The sequence below is a fragment of the Dyella halodurans genome, assembly GCF_026283925.1.
GTDB classification, from domain to species: Bacteria; Pseudomonadota; Gammaproteobacteria; order Xanthomonadales; family Rhodanobacteraceae; genus Dyella; species Dyella halodurans.
The window spans coordinates 773,243-792,239 of record NZ_JAPDPF010000001.1 but is presented as its reverse complement, the minus strand read 5'-3'; the positions used below and the strand labels follow the sequence as shown (position 1 = coordinate 792,239).

The 18,997-nt window shown below is 63.8% G+C and carries 18 protein-coding genes; 4 read left to right on the top strand and 14 right to left on the bottom strand.

Annotated elements, in window-relative coordinates; translation table 11 throughout:
* Nucleotides 1-192 precede the first annotated feature (192 nt).
* The 3 genes from prpF (at nt 193) to OUZ49_RS03510 (ending at nt 3,061) form a co-directional block, all read left to right on the top strand.
* Nucleotides 193-1,380: a 2-methylaconitate cis-trans isomerase PrpF gene (prpF, locus tag OUZ49_RS03520; protein ID WP_266148554.1), complete on the top strand. Its 1,188-nt coding sequence runs from the start codon at nt 193-195 to the stop codon at nt 1,378-1,380.
* Between the two features lie 325 nt (nt 1,381-1,705).
* Entirely contained in the window at nt 1,706-2,392 is a 687-nt protein-coding gene (locus tag OUZ49_RS03515; RefSeq protein ID WP_266148553.1) for a TerC family protein, read from the top strand.
* A gap of 57 nt (nt 2,393-2,449) precedes the next feature.
* A complete protein-coding gene (locus tag OUZ49_RS03510) occupies nt 2,450-3,061 on the top strand; it encodes a glutathione S-transferase N-terminal domain-containing protein (protein WP_266148552.1) in 612 nt (203 codons plus the stop codon).
* Between the two features lie 42 nt (nt 3,062-3,103).
* Here the strand turns inward: OUZ49_RS03510 and OUZ49_RS03505 are convergent, their stop codons facing one another.
* The 11 genes from OUZ49_RS03505 to OUZ49_RS03455 form a co-directional block, all read right to left on the bottom strand.
* A complete protein-coding gene (locus OUZ49_RS03505; protein ID WP_266148551.1) occupies nt 3,104-4,435 on the bottom strand; it encodes a coiled-coil domain-containing protein in 1,332 nt (443 codons plus the stop codon).
* A gap of 364 nt (nt 4,436-4,799) precedes the next feature.
* Nucleotides 4,800-5,396, bottom strand: coding sequence for a hypothetical protein (locus tag OUZ49_RS03500; RefSeq protein WP_266148550.1), 597 nt, complete (start codon nt 5,394-5,396; stop codon nt 4,800-4,802).
* 10 nt (nt 5,397-5,406) lie between these two features.
* Nucleotides 5,407-6,093, bottom strand: coding sequence for a C39 family peptidase (locus tag OUZ49_RS03495; protein WP_266148549.1), 687 nt, complete (start codon nt 6,091-6,093; stop codon nt 5,407-5,409).
* Nucleotides 6,090-6,509, bottom strand: a complete 420-nt coding sequence (locus OUZ49_RS03490) for a hypothetical protein (protein WP_266148548.1) — start codon at nt 6,507-6,509, stop codon at nt 6,090-6,092. Before OUZ49_RS03490 ends, OUZ49_RS03495 begins: the two co-directional genes overlap by 4 nt.
* A 132-nt stretch (nt 6,510-6,641) precedes the next feature.
* Nucleotides 6,642-7,496, bottom strand: a complete 855-nt coding sequence (locus OUZ49_RS03485) for a hypothetical protein (RefSeq protein WP_266148547.1) — start codon at nt 7,494-7,496, stop codon at nt 6,642-6,644.
* 446 nt (nt 7,497-7,942) lie between these two features.
* Nucleotides 7,943-9,088 carry a bifunctional 2-methylcitrate synthase/citrate synthase gene (gene prpC / locus OUZ49_RS03480; protein WP_266148546.1) on the bottom strand — a complete coding sequence of 382 codons (1,146 nt, stop codon included), beginning with the start codon at nt 9,086-9,088 and terminating at the stop codon, nt 7,943-7,945.
* 75 nt (nt 9,089-9,163) lie between these two features.
* A complete protein-coding gene (gene prpB, locus OUZ49_RS03475) occupies nt 9,164-10,051 on the bottom strand; it encodes a methylisocitrate lyase (protein WP_266148545.1) in 888 nt (295 codons plus the stop codon).
* 300 nt (nt 10,052-10,351) lie between these two features.
* Nucleotides 10,352-12,247: a propionate--CoA ligase gene (gene prpE, locus OUZ49_RS03470; protein WP_266148649.1), complete on the bottom strand. Its 1,896-nt coding sequence runs from the start codon at nt 12,245-12,247 to the stop codon at nt 10,352-10,354.
* 129 nt (nt 12,248-12,376) lie between these two features.
* Nucleotides 12,377-12,718, bottom strand: a complete 342-nt coding sequence (locus tag OUZ49_RS03465; protein WP_266148544.1) for a hypothetical protein — start codon at nt 12,716-12,718, stop codon at nt 12,377-12,379.
* A gap of 164 nt (nt 12,719-12,882) precedes the next feature.
* Nucleotides 12,883-13,869 carry a malate dehydrogenase gene (locus tag OUZ49_RS03460; RefSeq protein WP_266148543.1) on the bottom strand — a complete coding sequence of 329 codons (987 nt, stop codon included), beginning with the start codon at nt 13,867-13,869 and terminating at the stop codon, nt 12,883-12,885.
* A gap of 82 nt (nt 13,870-13,951) precedes the next feature.
* Entirely contained in the window at nt 13,952-15,151 is a 1,200-nt protein-coding gene (locus tag OUZ49_RS03455) for a pyridoxal phosphate-dependent aminotransferase (RefSeq protein WP_266148542.1), read from the bottom strand.
* A gap of 249 nt (nt 15,152-15,400) precedes the next feature.
* Here OUZ49_RS03455 and OUZ49_RS03450 point away from each other — a divergent pair, with 249 nt between their 5' ends.
* The gene (locus OUZ49_RS03450; RefSeq protein WP_266148541.1) at nt 15,401-15,658 is read left to right on the top strand and encodes a GlsB/YeaQ/YmgE family stress response membrane protein; all 258 of its coding nucleotides are present in this window, start codon (nt 15,401-15,403) and stop codon (nt 15,656-15,658) included.
* Between the two features lie 58 nt (nt 15,659-15,716).
* Here the strand turns inward: OUZ49_RS03450 and OUZ49_RS03445 are convergent, their stop codons facing one another.
* From OUZ49_RS03445 to OUZ49_RS03435, 3 genes are all read right to left on the bottom strand, one after another.
* Nucleotides 15,717-16,145, bottom strand: a complete 429-nt coding sequence (locus OUZ49_RS03445) for a YidB family protein (RefSeq protein ID WP_266148540.1) — start codon at nt 16,143-16,145, stop codon at nt 15,717-15,719.
* A gap of 154 nt (nt 16,146-16,299) precedes the next feature.
* Nucleotides 16,300-16,809 (bottom strand): peptidylprolyl isomerase, encoded by a 510-nt coding sequence (locus tag OUZ49_RS03440; RefSeq protein ID WP_266148539.1) that lies wholly within the window; start codon nt 16,807-16,809, stop codon nt 16,300-16,302.
* A gap of 118 nt (nt 16,810-16,927) precedes the next feature.
* A complete protein-coding gene (locus OUZ49_RS03435; protein WP_266148538.1) occupies nt 16,928-18,793 on the bottom strand; it encodes a 3-hydroxybutyrate oligomer hydrolase family protein in 1,866 nt (621 codons plus the stop codon).
* Nucleotides 18,794-18,997: the final 204 nt, after the last annotated feature.

The following is an 18,997-nucleotide window of genomic DNA, read 5'->3' as shown; positions in this document are numbered from 1 at the left end:
AAGCAGGAGGCGCTTTACAACGGCGCAGCCGGTCATCCAGTGTCTTTGCTTTTGAAAGCCCGACAGTCACTGGATTCCCGCTTTCGCGGGAATGACGAGTTAATTGATACGCCCCGCTAGGCCCGCCTCGAATCGGTGACTCGGCTCGCGCATTGCGCGCCGGCCTGGTCCACTCATCACAGGACAACACAGATGGCATCGCTTCCCCAGCTCCGCATTCCCGCCACCTACCTGCGCGGCGGTACCAGCAAGGGCGTGTTCTTCCGCCTGCAGGACCTGCCGCAGGCCGCGCAGGTGCCGGGTGCCGCGCGCGATGCGCTGCTGCAACGCGTGATCGGCAGCCCCGATCCCTACGGCAAGCAGATCGACGGCATGGGCGGCGCCACCTCCAGCACCAGCAAGACGGTGATCGTGTCCAGCAGCAGCCGCCCGGATCATGACGTGGACTACCTGTTCGGCCAGGTGGCCATCGACAAGGCCTTCGTCGACTGGAGCGGCAACTGCGGCAACCTGTCGGCGGCGGTCGGTCCGTTCGCCATCGCAAGCGGCCTGATCGATCCTGGGCGCCTGCCGCGCGATGGCATCGCCACCGTGCGCATCTGGCAGGCCAATATCGGCAAGACGATCATTGCCCATGTGCCGATGACCGACGGCGCCGTGCAGGAAACCGGCGAGTTCGAGCTGGATGGCGTGACCTTCCCTGCCGCCGAAGTGCAGCTGGAGTTCATGGACCCGGCCGCCGAGGAAGAAGACGGCGCGGGCGGGGCCATGTTCCCCACCGGCCATCTCGTCGACGACCTGGAGGTACCGGGTGTCGGCACGCTCAAGGCGACCATGATCAATGCCGGCATTCCCACCATCTTCGTCGAAGCCGCCGCGATCGGCTACACCGGCACGGAGCTGCAGGACGCCATCAACGGCGATGCCAAGGCGCTGGCGAAATTCGAGACCATTCGCGCGCACGGTGCGCTGCGCATGGGCCTGATCAAGTCGCTCGATGAGATCGCCACGCGCCAGCACACGCCCAAGGTGGCCTTCGTTGCCAGGCCGGCCGACTATGTCGCGTCGAGTGGCAAGCCCGTGAAAGCAGGCGATGTGGACCTGCTCGTTCGCGCCATGTCGATGGGCAAGCTGCATCACGCCATGATGGGTACGGCGGCGGTCGCCATCGGCACCGCCGCGGCCATACCAGGCACGCTGGTGAATCTTGCCGCAGGCGGCGGCGAGCGCCAGGCGGTGCGCTTTGGCCATCCGTCGGGAACGTTGCGCGTGGGCGCCCAGGCGGTCCTGGCGGACGGCACCTGGAGCGTCACCAAGGCGGTCATGAGCCGAAGTGCGCGTGTGCTGATGGAAGGCTGGGTGCGCGTTCCTGCGGAGTGAACCCAGCGGCGTGCCTGCATCACGGATGTCACGCGCACGCATGGCATTCCCGCAGCAAAGGCCATTGGGCTTTTCCAACGACGGCGCGCCGGCTCAAGCGGCGCTTGACCGGCATGAGCCACGACCTCGACAATGGCCGGGTACTGACCCCAAAAGGGAGTAGTTCCAGGATACGGCTTCCGTCGTATCCACGCAGTGGTCGTCATCACGAGCGGAACCCCGCTCCGGTCACTGCGGCGGCTCTGCCGCGAACGAGACTTTTGCAGTCATGGCGGGCCGCGCGTGTCCGTCGTTACTGCACTGTCCACGCGCAGAGGCCCTCCCCATGCAATTCATCGGCAGCGATTTTCTCTCTGGCCTGCTCACCATTGTCCTGCTGGACCTGGTATTGGCGGGCGACAACGCCATCGTGATTGCGCTGGCCGCGCGCAACCTGCCCCGTCAAGTGCAGAAGAAGGCCATCCTGTGGGGCACGGTAGGCGCAGTGGCCGTGCGCATCGCGCTCACCGGCGTCGTCGTTTTTCTGCTGGAGCTGCCCGGCCTGATGCTGGCAGGCGGCCTGCTGTTGTTGCCGATCGCCTGGAAGCTGCTGCAAACCGAGGCCAAACCGGCGCATGGGATCGACGCTGCGAACAGTTTCTGGACCGCCATGCGCACGATCGTCGTCGCCGACGCCCTGATGGGCTTGGACAATGTGCTGGCCATCGCCGGTGCCGCCGACGGCCACATCGCGCTGGTGGTTATCGGCTTGGCGATCAGCGTACCCCTGGTGGTGTGGGGCTCGTCGTTGATTTTGCGCCTGATCGAGCGTTTCCCGATCATCGTCTATATCGGCGCCGCGGCTATTGCCTGGACCGCCGCCCGCATGATCGCGCACGACCATTGGATCGCGCCGTGGTTCGAGGCCAGGCCGTGGGCCAAGTGGACCCTCGACGTACTGCTGGTGGTTGGCGTCTGCCTGAGTGGCTGGTTGGCGCAACGCAGGCAAGCGCAACGCGTCGACAAAGCTTGAGGCGAAGTCGCCTGACCGGCGACACTGCGCCGCTTTACCAGTCCAAGGAAACAACGCATGAAGCTGTACTACCTGCCGGGTGCCTGCTCGCTCGCCGACCATATCGTGCTGGAATGGATCGGCCAGCCTTATGAAGCGCGTCGTGTCGAACGCGAGGAACTGCGTTCCCCGGCTTACCTGAGCATCAGTCCCGCCGGTGTCGTGCCCGCACTGCAGGAGAACGATGGATGGGTGCTCACCGAGAATGCGGCCATCCTCAACTATCTGGCGGACAAGTACACGGAATCCGGCCTGGGCGGCGACGGCAGCGCGCGCGGCCGCGCGGAAGTGAACCGCTGGCTCGCCTATATCAACTCCGACCTGCATCCGGCGTTTCGCCCGGTGTTCCGCCCGGAACGCTTCATCGAGGGTGAGGCCGCACAGGAAGCCTTGCGCAGTACGGCACTGACGAAGTTGCGCCCCTACTACGAGCGACTGGATGCACAACTGAGCGGCCGCGACTGGCTGACCGGCGCCCGTTCGTTTGCCGACCCCTACCTGTTCGTGGTGTTGCGCTGGGCCCTGGCCAAGGGCGTGAACCTGGACGGACTGGACAACCTCGCCCGCTTCCAGCAGCACATGCTCGCCGACGCCGGCGTCAAGGCCGCGATGCAGCAGGAAGGTCTCTAATCCAGGCAACGGCTCACCGCTCTGCGGAGCGGTGAGTACGTTCTAGTACATCATCGGCACACGTACGGTGACCGTCGCATCCGGTGTGTCGCGGGTCACGCCCACGCCTAGGGTGAAGTTGAGCGTGCGTTTGTCGGTCATGCGCCATGAGCCGCCGATCAGCAGCGTGCCGAGCACGGTTTTCACCGAGCCTGGCACGGTATGGTTGTTCTGCTTGGTCACGCCTACAAAGCTCTGGTCGTAGCCGATACTCAAGGAGGCCTTCTCGTTGAGCGACAAGCCCATGCCGATGCTCACATCCGCAATATCGCCTTCCGAAACCTTGCCCAGAAACTCCGTGCCGCCGAGCAGGATGTTGCGGCTGACGTTGTTGCGCGGGAAGTTGTGCAGGTAGCTCAGGTTGCCAAAGAACACCACCGGATCGGACGGGTACAGCCAGGTGACGCCCGGCTGCAACGCATAGAAGCCCGTGCCGGTCGGCTGCTGCAGCGGCAGGCCGGTGCCTGTCGCCTGCAGGTTCGCCTCATTCGTGCCGTCGATCACGGCCTCCACGCAGCGTTGTATGCAGTCGGTGGTGACCGAGAACGGATCGGTGCCGGTGCGGGATTTGAAGCGCAGCCAGCCCACATAGAATGCCTTGTCGGGACCACCCACATTGATCTGGTAGCGTGCGGTCGCCTCGACATCGCCGAGTCCGTGGCCGCTGGACCCGAACGCGACGTCGGTCGCCGAACCGGTGAAAATCTCACGACTCACCGTGTCGGTATGCTGGTAGACATACGGCACGCGCACTTCGACTTCCAGCCGATTGGTGATGCCGTAGCGCGTGGTGAGCCAGCCGATCTGGGTAGTGGTTCTGACCTGGCGCGCGTCGATCAGGCCGATAAGAATCGCCGGGATTACGGTGTAACCGACCAGTGCCACGCGCTCAGCGGATGAATATTCGTACTGGTAAGCCGGTTCGATGATGAACTTGCCCTTGGGCGTCAGCACGCCAGGTTGCTGGAAGATCGGCGCCACCTCGGGCGGACGCGTATCGACCTTTGGCGCCTCGCCGACAGGCTGCTGGCCTGACCCATCGGAAGACTGCGGACTGGCCGATGGCGCGTTGGACGCAAGTGCCTGGCCCGCTGGCATGGGTAGCGCCGATGCACCGGGCCCACCCGCCGAAATGCTGCCGGCGCGCTGCTTGTCCAGCTCATCCATGCCGACCGCGTGCCGCAGCGCCTGGTAATCGGCTTCCTGCGCCGCCAGCGCGCGCTTCATCGCATCGAGCTGCTCGATCTGCGCGCTGATCTGGCTGCGCATCGCGTCGATGCGCTCACCCTGCTCCGCCACTTTCTTGCGCACGTCGTCGGGGGCGACAGCGTTCACCGGTGCTGGAGCCGTTGGTGCCGCCGTCGTTCCAACAGATTGCGCCGCCGAAGTGGGTTGCGCGGCTGGAATGGGCTGCGCTGCAGGCGCCGCCTGCGCTGTTGGAGTCGCCTGCGCTGAGGGAATTGGCTGCGTCGCTGTCGGGGTCGGTTGCGGTGCCGCGCCTTGTTGAGCCGCAACCGGGGCTCCGAGTGCCACCAACCCCGCGCACCCTGCCGAACATAAGTATCGCCACGCTGCGTGTCGCATCATGCATCCTTATGATTCTGTGATTAAGGTCGATGGTGTACGAGCGCACCGCAACCATGGGCTGCAGCGTTCGAAGGAAACACAGCGACGGCGGACGGTGTGCATGCCATGGCGATCAGTGCCCCAGGGACTGCAGCTCGGCCTGCTGCAACGCACTCTGGAAATTCGCCTGCCGGAATGCATTCAGCGAATTGACTGAGGCGTTGATGGTGGTGATGCTTTGGATGTTCTGATTATTCAGTGTGTTCTGGATCACCGTCCCTGCCGTGGTTTTGCTAAGCGACCCGGGATTGAACGTATTGTTTGGACCGACCTGGGTCAGCGAGACCGAATTGAGCGCCGCATTCATCGCGGCAGCCTGCGTCGTGGTGATGTGGGAGACATCCGGAATATTGAAGCTGGTCGTCGTGACCAGATCACCATTCACGTACACCGCGCGATCGATACCAAACGACGCCACTAGCCCGTTGCCCAGGTCGAAGCCACCTCGCATGTCGTCAAGCGTGTCCTCGCTGACCGGAGTCCAGTCGGCTATTTCATGGTTGGTACCGATATCGCTGGTGGGCGCGGCTGCAATTACGGACGCCGGCTGGGGGGACGCCGGAAGTGTCGCAGGCAACGGTGCAGACTCTTGGGCCAGCGCACTGTAAATCCAGGGACCGCCGGCCAGGAATACGGTGCTCAGGCAAATGGCGCGGATGATCGGCTTCATCGCTATCCCCTCAGAGGTCGTCCGGCCCGCGCTTGGGCATCACCATGTTGAAGAGGCCATTGCGATCGATGCCGGTGTTCAACGGCGCCAAAGGTGCGACCTTCCAGTCATTGGGGTTGTTGAAAACCGCCAGATTGCGGCGGTTGTGGATCACGAAGAGCAGCCCGTTCTTCCACAGCATCATGAAGTGATCGAGCGGAATGATGCGCGTGCCACGCGCGGGATCGCCAACGAGCACGCGATCGTCGCGGATGCCCTTGATCACCACGAAATGGTGATAGCCCTTGTCGTCGATCAGCACGATGGCGGGCAGCCGTTCCTTCTCCAGCCGGTCAAGCGGCACCTTGAAGCCATCGGCTTCGAATCCATTGGCCCCCAGGAAGCGCTTGATATCGAGCAGCGAAAAGCCTTCCTTGTTGATCTTCGCGCGGTCGCCGTTGGCATACATCTGCTCGAACGCGACCTGCTCGTTCATCGGATAGCCGTACTGGTAGGTCAGCAAGGTGGCTACCGCAGCCGAGCCGCAGCTGAAGTCATATTTCTGGTGCAAGGTGCTCTTGTAACGAGCCTCTTTCAGGCTCGTCAGGTGCACCGTATAGGTGTTGCCCTGTCCGCCCAATACACCCACCGGCGTGCTGGCATGTAGGGCGGGAGGCAGCGCCGCCAATACCACCAGCAGCGCCGCGAATCGATTCATGGCTTGAACTCTACGTTCAAGACCGTCGCGTTCTGGATCAGCACATTGCTGCCAGAGTTCTGTATCACGACGGGGATACCCGCCTCCCCGGCGAACGAGTTACCGGAAATGAGGTTGTACCCTGAAGCGATGTGGTCGGCGGAATCGTTGGACTGCGTGCCGGTCAGCGTCGTGTTCTGTGCCACCAGCATGCCACCGGTCGAGCTCGACAGCGTGGTGCCGTCGACCGCTTGTCCAAGGTCCTCCGCATCATTGTTGCAATCGCATCGCGCGGCGGCCACGTAGACGGCCACGGGCGAATCGTCACCGGTGATCAGGTAGGCGGGCGGAATGCCGTCATCGTCGGCCAAGGCCGCTACGGGCATCACAGCCGCGCCCAGCGCGGCACAAGCAAGCATCCGACGGAAGATACGCACGGTAACGCCTCCCAATAGGCAGACCACCACAGCGAGCGCGAGGACGCATCATCGCGATCGTCCACTCTCAACCACCTTCGGCAAACGGACACGGAGGGGTGCGAATACCCCTCCGTGCCGTGTCCTAGCTACTCAATGAACGGTCAGGTTGGCCTGCACACTTACGCCCTGCTGCACCAGCGATGCCGCACCGCTGTTCTGCGCCAGGATCGAAATGCCGGCCGCCGCTGCCGCTGCGCCGCCCATGTTGTTCGACATGTCGAAGCTACCGCCGTTGGCCGACGTTGAACCGCCAGCACCACCGGCAGCGCCCGCGCCACCCATGCCAGAACCGCCGCTACCGCTACCGCCAGCACCGCCGCCTGCGCCCGCGCCGGCCGTGGCGTCTGCTGCGCCGCTGGTTCCGCCCGTGGCAGATGCTGCGCCGCTGGTCGACGACGCGGCTCCGGCCGTGCCGGCTCCACCCGTCCAGCTGCCGCTTCCGCCAGTGGACGTACTGGTATTGGTGCCGTCACCACGTGCACGCGCATGTGCGCTAGCGTAGTTGTCGCCATCGGCACTGCCACCGGCCGCGCCGGAGAACGACCCTTGTCCGCCGCTGTTGGCGCCGCTACCGCCGGCATGGCCGCTACGCGCATGCGCGTTGCCGCCGTCACCGCCGTTGCCGCCACGGCCGCCGTCACCGCTGCCGCCGTCGCCGCTACCACCGTTGCCGCCACGTCCGCCATTGGCGTTGCCATCATTGGACACATAGTTGCCAATATTGGATACGCTCAAATTGCTCACGGTGCCGGACAAGGTGCTGTTGGACTCGACGCTGCTTGAATTGAACGAGTCAGTCGTGGTGGCGGTGAACGGGTTCGCCTCGTTGGTGGTGTTGGTGATGGTGCTGGAATCGCCAGCGGTATTGGTGTTGTTACTCGCGAATGCGGGCAGAGCCAAGCCCAGTCCCAGCACTATCGCGGTTGCTATTAGAGTCTTACGCATAGTCATTACTCCTGGAACGATGCGGTGACCCCCTGTGTTGCTGGAGTTGCCGACCCAGCACATGGTGATCGCAACATGCGTGCCACCCGGTGGATGACCGTGTTCACCTAGGTGATGTTCCAGAAATCAGACGCTTGGCGAGACTATTGGCAGATGATTCTGGCTTTGGTCAGACAGCAACGAAACGAAACTGATTCATGCCTGTTACACCGTAGATTCGCCTATGGCGAACGCGGCCCTTCCGGCTCGACTGCAGGGATCGGCAAAACAAGGCTTTGCGAGACATTGCAGACAACTTTGCTGGCGTGACGCCGGGTGTAACATCTGCGTTACACCCATGCACACAAAACGATAGCAATGTCGTACAGGGTCCTGAACCTAAACAAAAGACGAAAAAAAAAGGGAGCCATCGGCTCCCTTTTTTTCGTCGTGAAATCGGCGTGATTTCAGCGCTTTTCGATCGGCACGTAGGCCTGGTCTTCCGGACCGATGTAGTTCGCGCTGGGACGGATGATCTTGCCGTCTTCGCGCTGCTCGATCACATGCGCGCTCCAGCCGGACGTCCGTGCAATCACGAACAACGGCGTGAACATGGCCGTCGGCACGCCCATCATGTGATAGGCGCTGGCCGAGAACCAGTCGAGATTGGGGAACATCTTCTTCTGTTCCCACATCAGCTTTTCGATCTTCTCGGACACGTCGAACAGCGTCGGATTGCCGCCTTCAGTGCAGAGCTTGCGTGAAACTTCCTTGATGATTTCGTTACGCGGATCGGACACGGTGTAAACCGGATGGCCGAAACCGATGATGATTTCCTTGCGCTCCACGCGGGCGCGAATGTCGGCTTCCGCTTCTGCTGCGTTGCGGTAGCGCGCGATGATCTCCATCGCCACTTCGTTGGCGCCGCCGTGCTTCGGGCCACGCAGTGCGCCAATCGCGCCAGTGATGGCCGAATACATGTCCGAACCCGTGCCGGCAATGACGCGCGCCGTGAAGGTGGACGCGTTGAACTCGTGCTCCGCGTACAGCACCAGCGACTTGTCCAGCGAATGCGCATGCAGCTCGCTCGGCTTCTTGCCATGCAACAAGTGCAGGAAATGCGCGGCGATCGACTCGTCCTCGGTCTCAGTCTCGATGCGCTTGCCGTTGTGGCTGTAATGGAACCAGTACAGCAGCATCGAACCGAAGCTCGCCATCAGCCGATCGGCAATATCGCGCGCGCCGGTGACGTTGTGGTCGTCCTTCTCGGGCAGCACGGTGCCGAGCACCGAGCAACCCGTGCGCATCACGTCCATCGGATGGGTGGCGGCCGGCAGCAGCTCCAGCGCGCTCTTGACCGGTGCCGGCAGGCCGCGCAGGCGCTTGAGCTTGGCGCGATACGCATTCAGCTCGGCCCAGTTCGGCAACACCCCGTGCACCAGCAGGTAAGCGACTTCCTCGAAGCAACCCTTGGCGGCCAGGTCGTGGATGTCATAACCGCGATAGTGCAGGTCGTTGCCGCTGCGGCCCACCGTGCACAGCGCGGTGTTGCCAGCGGCCACGCCCGACAGGGCGACGGATTTCTTCGGCTTGGGAAGGGTTTGCTCAGTCATTCGGTACATCTCCTGAAGACGCGTGCAACATCAAACGTAGGCGGCAGCGAACTGCCGCGTGGATCCATGGGTCGATCAGCCCTTCTTGGCGAAGAGCTGGTCCAGGCGGCGCTCGAATTCGTGATAGCCGATACGGTCGTACAGCTCCTCGCGCGTCTGCATCGTGTCAATGACATTGCGCTGGTGACCATCGCGGCGAATCGCGGTGTAGACGTTTTCCGCCGCCTTGTTCATGGCGCGGAACGCCGACAGCGGATAAAGCACGATGCCAACGCCGGCCGTCGCCAGCTCTTCCACGCTGAACAGCGGCGTCTGGCCAAACTCGGTGATATTGGCCAGCACCGGCACCTTCACCGCATCGACGAAACGGCGATAGGTCGGCAGGTCGTAGGCGGCCTCGGCGAAGATGCCGTCGGCGCCCGCTTCGACGCAGGCGATGGCGCGCTCGATCGCCGCATCCACGCCGTCCACGGCAATGGCGTCGGTGCGGGCAATGAGGAAGAAATCCGCATCGGTCTTGGCATCCGCCGCTGCCTTGACGCGGTCAGCCATTTCACCCACGGGCACGATTTCCTTGCCCGGACGATGGCCACAGCGCTTGGCGCCGACCTGGTCTTCGATATGGCAGGCCGCCGCGCCGAACTTGATCAGGCTCTTGACCGTGCGTGCAATATTGAAGGCGCTCGGACCGAAGCCCGTATCGATGTCCACCATCAAGGGCAGGTCGCAGACATCGGTGATGCGGCGCACGTCGGTGAGCACGTCGTCCAGCGTGTTGATGCCAAGGTCGGGAAGGCCCAGGGAACCCGCGGCCACGCCGCCGCCCGACAGGTAGATGGCGCGATAGCCTGCGCGCTTGGCGAGCAAGGCATGGTTCGCATTGATGGCGCCGATCACCTGCAAGGGGTGTTCGGCCGCGAGGGCAGCGCGAAACTTCGCGCCGGGGGATGCGATCTGGGCCATGGAACCTCCGCGTTAAAGCATCGATTTTAGCGCACCACGTGTGCAAACCCTGTTGCGCGGCAGCATGAAAAGTTTCGAACGCTGCATGCGCTAAACGTGGCTCGTGGCGCTCACCTCTGCTCCCTTCAGGGAGACCCGCAGGCCGTCCCGGCGAAGAGCAGAGATTGGGATCAAGAGTGGTTGCTGCCGGCGGAGCTGACCGCAAAACAAAGCCAGCCTCGAACCGTCGCGAGCGCCAGCTTGGCCGCTGGCCCGGCCGTTCGCCCCCCCAAAAAAGGAGAGGGAAAAGCAGGCAACCGCTCAGCCACCCTGCTCCGGACCGCGCTCGAGTGCGCGCCGAACCTCGTCCAGCGCGCCGGGGTCGTCCAGTGTCGAGAGATCACCTGGATCGGTGTGCTGCACCAAGGCCTGCAATGAACGTCGCAGCAGCTTGCCCGAACGTGTCTTGGGCAGCGCGTTCACCACATAGATCCGCGCAGGTTTGGCCACACCGCCGAGCTGCTCGACCACACGCTGCTGCATCGCTTTCGCCACGACGCGCAGTTCTTCGGTGACACCCTGCTTGAGCGTGGCGAAGACCACCGGCACCTGCCCCTTCAGATCGTCGTGGACGCCGACGACGGCGGCTTCCGCGCACGCCGGATGAGTGGACACCGATTCCTCGATTTCACGGGTGCCCAGACGATGGCCGGCGACATTGATGACGTCGTCGGTGCGGCCAAGAATGGTCGTATAGCCGTGCTCGTCGCGTATCGCCCAGTCCAGCGAGCTATACAGCAACTCGTTGAAGTGGCTGAAATAGCTGCTGACATAGCGATCGTCATCGCCCCATACCGTGCTCAGGCAGCCCGGCGGCAGCGGCGGCACGAACACCAGCACGCCCTTCTGATGTGGCGGCAGTTCCTCGCCCGTGCCCTCGTCAATCACCTTCATGCGATAGCCAGGACTGGGCAGCCCTGGCGAACCGAACTTGACCGGCTTGAGATCCAGCCCCGGCATCAGGGTGATGGCGGGCCAGCCGGTCTCCGTCTGCCAGTAGTTGTCGATCACCGGCACACCGAGGCCGTCGGTAATCCAATGCGCCGTGGGCTCGTCCAGGGGCTCGCCGGCCACGAACAACCACTTGAGCCGGGACAGGTCGTACTTCTTCAGCCAGCTGGCGTCCTGCTTCTTCAGCACGCGCAAGGCCGTGGGAGACGAAAACATCGCCCGCACGCCGTAGCGCTCGCACAGCCGCCACCAGATACCGGGATCGGGATGCGCCGGCAGACCTTCGTAGAGCAGCGAGGTCGCGCCACCGATCAGGGGCGCATACACGTTGTAGGAATGCCCCACCGCCCAACCCACGTCGGAGGTGGAGAACATCACCTGGCCCGGAGCGATGTCGAAGATGGTGGTGATCGACATCGCCATCGCCACCGCATAGCCGCCGACATAACGCTGGATGCCCTTGGGCTTGCCGGTGGTGCCCGAGGTATACAGCAGGTAACTGGGCTCGTTCGATTCCAGCCAGGTAACAGGCACTTCCGTGCCTTCATACGAGGCACGCAAGCTGGCGTAGTCCAGATCGCGCCCGGCGACGCGCGTCATCTGCACATCCAGTCCGCGATCGACCAACAGCACATGGGCCGGCTGATGCCGCGCCTCGTCGAGCGCCGCGTCGACCAGCGGCTTGTAGGGAAAGACTTTGCCGCCGCGCATGCCGGCATCCGTCGCAATGAGCAATTTTGGCTTTGCGTCATCGATGCGCAGCGCCAGGTTATGCGCTGCGAATCCGCCGAACACCACGGAATGAATGGCACCGATGCGTGAGCAGGCCAGCATCGCGAAGACGGCTTCGGCGATGTTCGGCATGTAGATGACGACTCGATCGCCGTGCCCCACGCCAAGCGAAGCAAGCACCGCGGCGAAGGTATTCACCTCACGATAAAGATCGCGGTAGGTGAGCTCGCGCGTGATGCCGGTTTCCGCGGAGATGGCGACGAGCGCAAGCTGCCCGCCACGCTCGGACACATGGCGGTCGACGGCGTTGTAGCAGAGATTGGTGGTGCCGCCGACAAACCACTGGCGGAACGGTGGACGGGAGGCGTCGAGAATCTGCCGTGGCGGCGTATGCCAGTGAATTCGCCGCGCCTGTTCCGCCCAGAACAGCTCGGGCTGCTCCACCGATTGCCGATAAAACTCCTCGTAGCGCATCGCTCCACCCTGCTCGTTCAAGCCCTGATCCAGGCCAGCCTAGATCAGCAGCGCGAAGCGGGCCTTGCGACCTTGGTCGAGGTGGGCGGCGGTCGATCCGGTGCTGCGATCGTCACGCCGCCATCGGGCTTACAGGCAGGCGACCGCCGCGTCGCGGTAGCTCGAGTTGTAGTCCTTCTTCTCGTTCTGATGCTCGTACATGGTCACCAAGGCGCCGGTGCCATCAGCCGTTGCGCTTAGCAGCGCGTGCACGCCCGACTTGTCGCTGGCCGACAGCGTGCCCTCTTCCTTCTTGTTCGACAGGCTCACTTCCGCGGTCTGGGCCCACTTCGCGCGGACGCATTCGAGGTAGGTCGCCACGTCCTTGGTCGTGCGGCTGCTCATCTTCGGCGTGCTGTCGCGCAAACCATGGGCACCGCCACAGGCAGTCAGCAAGACACTAAAGGCAGCGATCGCAAGAAGTTGTTTCATGTCCAGTTTCCAGTTGGCGTTCAGCGGATTCTACCTATCCGTGTCCGCGTAGCCAGCGTTCTCGTGTAAGAGATTCAGCGGCCCGTGGCGATGGGACAAAAAAAATGGGCGGCCAAAGCCGCCCATTCCGTCACATCGCACGCAGCACGCGTGCAACCCGAGGCTTACTTCTTGGCGAACAGATGCTCGACGCCGGCGCGCTCTTCACGCAATTCCTTGTCGGTGGCGTCCATGCGGGCGCGCGAGAAGTCGTTGATCGCCAGGCCCTGCACGATCTCGTACTTGCCGTTCTTCACCGTCACCGGATAGCCGTAGATCACGCCCGGGGCGATCCCATACGAACCGTCGGACGGGATGCCCATCGAAGCCCAGTCGCCCTCGGCGGTGCCCAGGGCCCAGGTGCGCATATGGTCGACGGCAGCCGAAGCGGCCGAGGCAGCCGACGAAGCGCCACGCGCCTTGATGATCGCCGCGCCGCGCTGCTGCACGGTCGGGATGAAGTCGCTCTCGTACCAGGCCTGGTCGACCAGCGACAGCGCAGCCTTACCGCCGACGGTGGCATGGTGCAGGTCCGGGTACTGGGTGGAGCTGTGGTTGCCCCAGATCGTCATCTTCTTGATGTCGGTGTTGTGCTTGCCGGTCTTCTCGGCCAGCTGCGACAGCGCGCGGTTGTGGTCGAGGCGGACCATCGCGGTGAAGCACTTCGGATCGAGATCCGGAGCATTCTGCTGGGCGATCAGCGCATTGGTGTTGGCCGGGTTGCCGACCACCAGCACGCGCACGTCGCGCTTGGCGTGATCGTTCAGCGCCTTGCCCTGCGGGCCGAAGATGGCACCGTTCGCTTCCAGCAGATCCTTGCGCTCCATGCCCGGGCCACGCGGACGCGCACCGACCAGCAGGGCGTAATCCACGTCCTTGAAGGCGACATTGACGTCGTCGGTGGCCACCACGCCGGCCAGGGTCGGGAACGCGCAATCGTTGAGTTCCATCACCACGCCCTGCAGGGCGGGCAGTGCCGGAGTGATTTCCAGCAGGTGCAGGATCACCGGCTGGTCAGGACCCAGCATGTCGCCCGCGGCGATGCGGAACAGCAAGGCGTAACCGATCTGGCCGGCTGCGCCGGTAACGGCAACTCGAACGGGGGCTTTCATCAGGGTAACTCCTTCAACTTGGCTAGATATGCGACTAGACATAAAACGAGGCCCATGCTGCAAGGCATGGGCCCAGTACCGATCAGGTCAGTTCGGCGAAGAACGCCTGGATACGCTCCAACCCAGGCTGCAACTGTGCCGTGGGACAGGTGTAGGAAATGCGCAGGGCGCGCGGCTCGCCGAAGGCCGAACCCGGCACGCAGGCCACGCCCTTGGCTTCGAGCAACGCAGCGCAGAAGTCGACATCGCTGTCGATGCGCACGCCGTTGTGGCTCTTGCCAAATGCCACGGAAATATCGGGGAACGCGTAGAACGCGCCCTGCGGACGCGGGCATACCACGCCGGGAATGGCGCGCAACGCATTCACCACAATGTCACGCTTGCCAGCGAATTCCTCGCACTTGGCCCGCGGCACATCCTGCGGGCCAGCGAACGCCGCGACGGCGGCCGCGGTGATCACTTCAGGCAGGCTGGTGATGTGGTTGGAGTTGAGCGTGGTGATGGCCTTGGCGACCACTTCGGGACCCGCGACCAAACCCACGCGCCAGCCCGGCATGCCATAGGTCTTCGACACGGAATCCACGAAGATCAGGCGATCCTTCAGCTCCGGCTTCGCATGCACGAAGTTGTGATAACCGATGCCGTCGAACACCATCGAGTTATAGATGTCGTCGGTGATGATCCAGGTGTCCGGATACTTCACCAGCACTTCGGCCAGCGCCGCGATTTCCTCGCGCGTATAGACCATGCCGGTGGGATTGGACGGGTTGTTGAACAGGAACACCTTGGGCTTGCGCGCCAGCGCGGCATCGAGCTGCGCCGGCGTGAGCTTGTAGTTCTGCTCCGGCGGGCACGGCAACACATTGACCTTGGCGCCGAGGATGTCGGCGATGTCGCGGTAGGTGGTCCAGTACGGCGCGGGGAAGGTGATCTCGTCGCCTTCGTTCAACAAGGCCTCGGCCAGGTTGTAGAGCACCTGTTTGGCGCCGATGCCGATGGAGAGGTTGTTGCGGCCGTAGCCGGTGAAGCCCAGCTTTTCGATATGCGCCAGAAACGCATCGAGCAAGGTGTCGGCGCCACGGTTACTGCCGTACTGACCGGAGTCGCGCTGCAACGATTCGCGCGCGGCGGCGTAGACATGTTCGCCAGGCAGAAAATTCGGTACGCCGATGGAGAAGCTGATGATGTCGCGGCCGGCAGCCTTGAGCTGCTTGGCCTTCTCGGCGATGACCATGATCGCGCTGGGCTTGGCGCGACCGACACGCTGGGCTAGCTGGGGCATGACTTCCTCGTGTATGGGGGGACGAAGGCAGCAAACCGGGCGATTTTAGCATGCGGCGGCGCGTCATCGGCCTGTCATGCCACCCCGGCCTGCAATCACCCCTGTGCGCGCCGCCGCGTGTCGTTGCATGATGGGCAAGCCGCCACCGCCCGATGCACGGGGAATGGGACGGGGCGACAGGGTCTGCCGGGGGCGGCTCGGCAGCATGGTTCAGGGGCTCTTCCGAACAATCACCAAGGACACACGAATATGCATTGGCTATGGGTATTCATTGTCGGTCTGGTTGTAGGCATCATCGCCAAGGCGTTGACGCCGGGTAAAGAAGCGATGGGCTTCATCATCACGGCGATCCTGGGTATCGCCGGCTCGTTCCTCTCCACCTATATCGGGGAGAAGCTCGGCTGGTGGGGCGAAACGGGTTTGGTGCATTTCCTGGGATCGATCGGCGGCGCCATTGTCCTGCTCGCGATCTACCATATGTTGTTCAGGCGCAACGCCTCGACGTGATGCAACTCGATATCGGCGGTGCCTTGCGCACCGCCGATATCGATCGCGCAAGCGCGGCTCAGGCCGCGTTGTTACCGAACAGCTTGCCCGCCAGCGAGGCAAGCGAACCCAGATCCAGACCGCCCTGCCCCGGAGCCGGCGCCTCACCGTTGGGCGTGAGGTGATCGACGGCATGCGGCAGCACCTGCGAGAGCTGGCCCATCAACTGGCCGGGATCGACGCCCAGTTTGCCCGCCGCTTCCTCGACGACCGGACCCAGGCCACCGTTCTGCAGGGCCTGGCCAAGCTGCTCGCCCGATACCGCCTGATTGGAACCGTTGGCGACCCAGGACTGCGCCGCTTCGCCCAGGCCATGCTGCTGCAACATCGCCACCAGGCCCTGCACGCCACCCGCTTTTTCGATCAGCGCACCGGCCACCGAAATCAGCGAAGCACCACCGGCCGCATTGCCCTGACCACCACCGAGCAGATCATTCAAAAATGACATGGCTACATCTCCTTGGACTATGGGATGACGCAGATCGTGTGGAGCACGTCGATTCTAGGCTTCTGATCGGCATGCCGCCGTGACGGCATGGGGCATGAAAAAAGCCGCCGTGCGGGGCACGGCGGCTTTTTCACATCATCACGACAAAGCGCGTTTAGCCGCGCTGGTCGAGCACGTCGTTCCATTCCTTCACGCGCTCGGCCTGGGCCGCCAGCAGTGCGTCGACGTCGCCTTCGACAATCACCTTCTCGATGACGTCGCCCTGGCGGATGGCGTCGACCACGGCCTGGTCTTCCGCACCGACCACTTCGCCGAACACGCTGTGCTTGCCGTCCAGCCACGGCGTGGCGCCATGGGTGATGAAGAACTGGCTGCCATTGGTACGAGGACCGGCATTGGCCATCGACAGCACGCCCGGCTTGTCATGACGCAGCGAAGCGTCGAACTCGTCCTCGAAACGGTAACCCGGGCCGCCACGGCCGCTACCTTCGGGGCAGCCGCCCTGGATCATGAAATCGGCGATGACGCGATGGAACGACAGGCCATCGTAGTAGCCACGGCGGGCCAGGTTGACGAAGCTGGCCACGGTCACCGGGGTCTTGTCGTCATGCAGGCGCAGATGGATCGGACCGCGGTTGGTGTTGAAGGTGACGTTGATGGTCATCGGAAATCCTTAAGTTTCTGGGCGGCGCGAGCCACGGGCGCCCGGCGGGGCGGCAAGGATACCGTAGCTGGGGTCGCCTGCTGCGGCTCACAAGGCGAGCGACCGCCAAAAAAAACGTTTAACCCGGCCCGGGTGACCAGGTAGCGGGCAAATCCAGTGTCGCCGGCGCCAGCGTTCCCGCGCCACGCGGCTGGGGCGCGGGCGTCGGTACCACGGCTGGCCACGGCGCCCCCTGGTACAGATGCGCCCATAGCCGATCGAGCGCGGCATAACCGTAGGGCAGCAAGGGCACGTGCTTGTCACCAAACCCTGGCAGGGCGAGGAACACATCAAAATGCTGTGCGTACGGCACCTTCCAATACAAGGGATGCCCACCTTTGCCGCGGAGCCAGGCGATATAGGGTTCGGAGGTGAAGGCCGTGGGCAGCAGGCCGTCGGCAGCGCCATGCACCACCCAAAGCGGCAGGCTGGCACGCGGCAGCTTGACCGTGGTGGCTGCTACACCGTCGCGCAACGCCTGGGTGCTGGCGTCGGTGTCCTCCCACAGCGAGCGCAGGCACAGCGCGCCCGGCAAGCTGGGGTCGAGCGAGTGATCCGTTCCTCCCAGCAGGCCGACGCCATTCCCGGGCGGGATACCCGACGCGTCAGCCCACCAGGCGGCACGCAGGGCCGGATCTGCCGTGCCGGGCGCACCGTTGGCGCCCACCGCGGCATAGTGGAAACCGCAGGGCATGTCGGTTGGCCCACGCCGCATGTAGGCGGAGGCATAGGCGGCCGTCACGGCACGCCACATATCGAACGACGTACTGCTGGCTGCCGCCGCCATGGCCTCGTCGGTCCAGCCCATGGAGCGAAGACGCTCATGCGCCTGCGCGGCCTGGGCGCTGACCACCGTTCCACCGACCAGGCCGCGTTCGTGCAATTGATGACAACGTTGCGCCCATGCGGGCGGAACGTCGCCGTTGGCCGCGCGTGCCAGCGGCGTGGCATCAAAGCGTGCATCGAGCAAGGCGCAAGGCATCCATATGGAAGCCTCGGTTGCATAGTCGAACAGCGCACGTCCCTGCTCCGGCACCCGTACATTGGGTTCCAGGGCGACGACGCCGGCGAGCAGGTGCTCGTCATCCAGCCCCGCCGCCTGTAACACCGCGCCGCCACCATTGGAGAGGCCGGTGGCGATGATGCGGGTGTTCTCCGCGGTAAACGGCGCCTGCTCGGGAAACGCGCGATCGAGCATGGCCAGGCCAAACTGCGCGGCCTGCAACACATGACGACCCCAGTCGGCCTCGGGGTTGTCGCCCGAATGCGCATGTTTGACGGCGATGCCCGTATGCGTCCGGCTGGCCACCGGCTCGAATTCCAGTGTCGCCGTGCCGCGTCTGGCCCGTGTGCCATCGAGAACCACGCCACTATCGTCGGCGAGGTCGAAATAGCCGGCGCCGGCGCCCTTGTCGGTATAGGCCACCGCGCAGCCGCGCGGCAGCCCCCACGCACCCGCCAGCGCAATGCCCCCGTAGATGCCGCGCGAACCGGAGGATGCCGTCACCACCAGGCAGCGCTTGGTGCCATCGAACTGATCTGGCACCTGCAGCAGGACACGATGCGGCGAGCGGGCACCAGGAATCCATGCGAACGCCTGGTACTCGCGACCGGGTACGGTGGGCACGGCCCCGTACGCGCTGCCGAAACCGCCGAACGGGCCAAGATCGGCAATCCCCTTCCAGCTTGTCTGGATAGCACGCCGACGCAACTCTTCCGGGGTCGGCCGCAAAGGATGGGCAAAGGGCGATGGCGAGCCAGCCAATCCAGCCAGCCCAAGACCCGCGCTGAGCAAGTCGTCACCCGTACGATGCTCGGTGACGCTCACCTCGCCACGCACGAATTCAGGGTGTTGCATGCCGGACTCCTTGGGCGCGGGCGTGGTAGCGCAGGACGCCAGCAGGGGCGCAAGCAGCAGGATCCACCGAGGGAAACCCTTATTCATGCCATCCACCATGACGTGGTAGCAGACGCATCATCGTACGAAACTCCAGCACAGACGCGGTCTCGGTCGCGTGATGCCATGAACTTGCGATTCCGACGTGCCAGCCCGCTTGCCCTGCCCGCGGCCCCCGGCCCCAGCCTGTTTTCGTTGCCTGAACGGGTTTGCAAGCGGATTTGAGGCAAGTTGTCACATAAGTCCGTATAA

Bases quoted from the DNA above. Each gene is read 5' to 3' on its own strand.
- prpF (WP_266148554.1), top strand. From the start codon at position 193: ATGGCATCGCTTCCCCAGCTCCGCATTCCCGCCACCTACCTGCGCGGC.
- OUZ49_RS03515 (WP_266148553.1), top strand. From the start codon at position 1,706: ATGCAATTCATCGGCAGCGATTTTCTCTCTGGCCTGCTCACCATTGTC.
- OUZ49_RS03510 (WP_266148552.1), top strand. From the start codon at position 2,450: ATGAAGCTGTACTACCTGCCGGGTGCCTGCTCGCTCGCCGACCATATC.
- OUZ49_RS03500 (WP_266148550.1), bottom strand. From the start codon at position 5,396: ATGAAGCCGATCATCCGCGCCATTTGCCTGAGCACCGTATTCCTGGCC.
- OUZ49_RS03495 (WP_266148549.1), bottom strand. From the start codon at position 6,093: ATGAATCGATTCGCGGCGCTGCTGGTGGTATTGGCGGCGCTGCCTCCC.
- OUZ49_RS03485 (WP_266148547.1), bottom strand. From the start codon at position 7,496: ATGCGTAAGACTCTAATAGCAACCGCGATAGTGCTGGGACTGGGCTTG.
- prpC (WP_266148546.1), bottom strand. From the start codon at position 9,088: ATGACTGAGCAAACCCTTCCCAAGCCGAAGAAATCCGTCGCCCTGTCG.
- prpB (WP_266148545.1), bottom strand. From the start codon at position 10,051: ATGGCCCAGATCGCATCCCCCGGCGCGAAGTTTCGCGCTGCCCTCGCG.
- prpE (WP_266148649.1), bottom strand. From the start codon at position 12,247: ATGCGCTACGAGGAGTTTTATCGGCAATCGGTGGAGCAGCCCGAGCTG.
- OUZ49_RS03465 (WP_266148544.1), bottom strand. From the start codon at position 12,718: ATGAAACAACTTCTTGCGATCGCTGCCTTTAGTGTCTTGCTGACTGCC.
- OUZ49_RS03460 (WP_266148543.1), bottom strand. From the start codon at position 13,869: ATGAAAGCCCCCGTTCGAGTTGCCGTTACCGGCGCAGCCGGCCAGATC.
- OUZ49_RS03455 (WP_266148542.1), bottom strand. From the start codon at position 15,151: ATGCCCCAGCTAGCCCAGCGTGTCGGTCGCGCCAAGCCCAGCGCGATC.
- OUZ49_RS03450 (WP_266148541.1), top strand. From the start codon at position 15,401: ATGCATTGGCTATGGGTATTCATTGTCGGTCTGGTTGTAGGCATCATC.
- OUZ49_RS03445 (WP_266148540.1), bottom strand. From the start codon at position 16,145: ATGTCATTTTTGAATGATCTGCTCGGTGGTGGTCAGGGCAATGCGGCC.
- OUZ49_RS03440 (WP_266148539.1), bottom strand. From the start codon at position 16,809: ATGACCATCAACGTCACCTTCAACACCAACCGCGGTCCGATCCATCTG.
- OUZ49_RS03435 (WP_266148538.1), bottom strand. From the start codon at position 18,793: ATGAATAAGGGTTTCCCTCGGTGGATCCTGCTGCTTGCGCCCCTGCTG.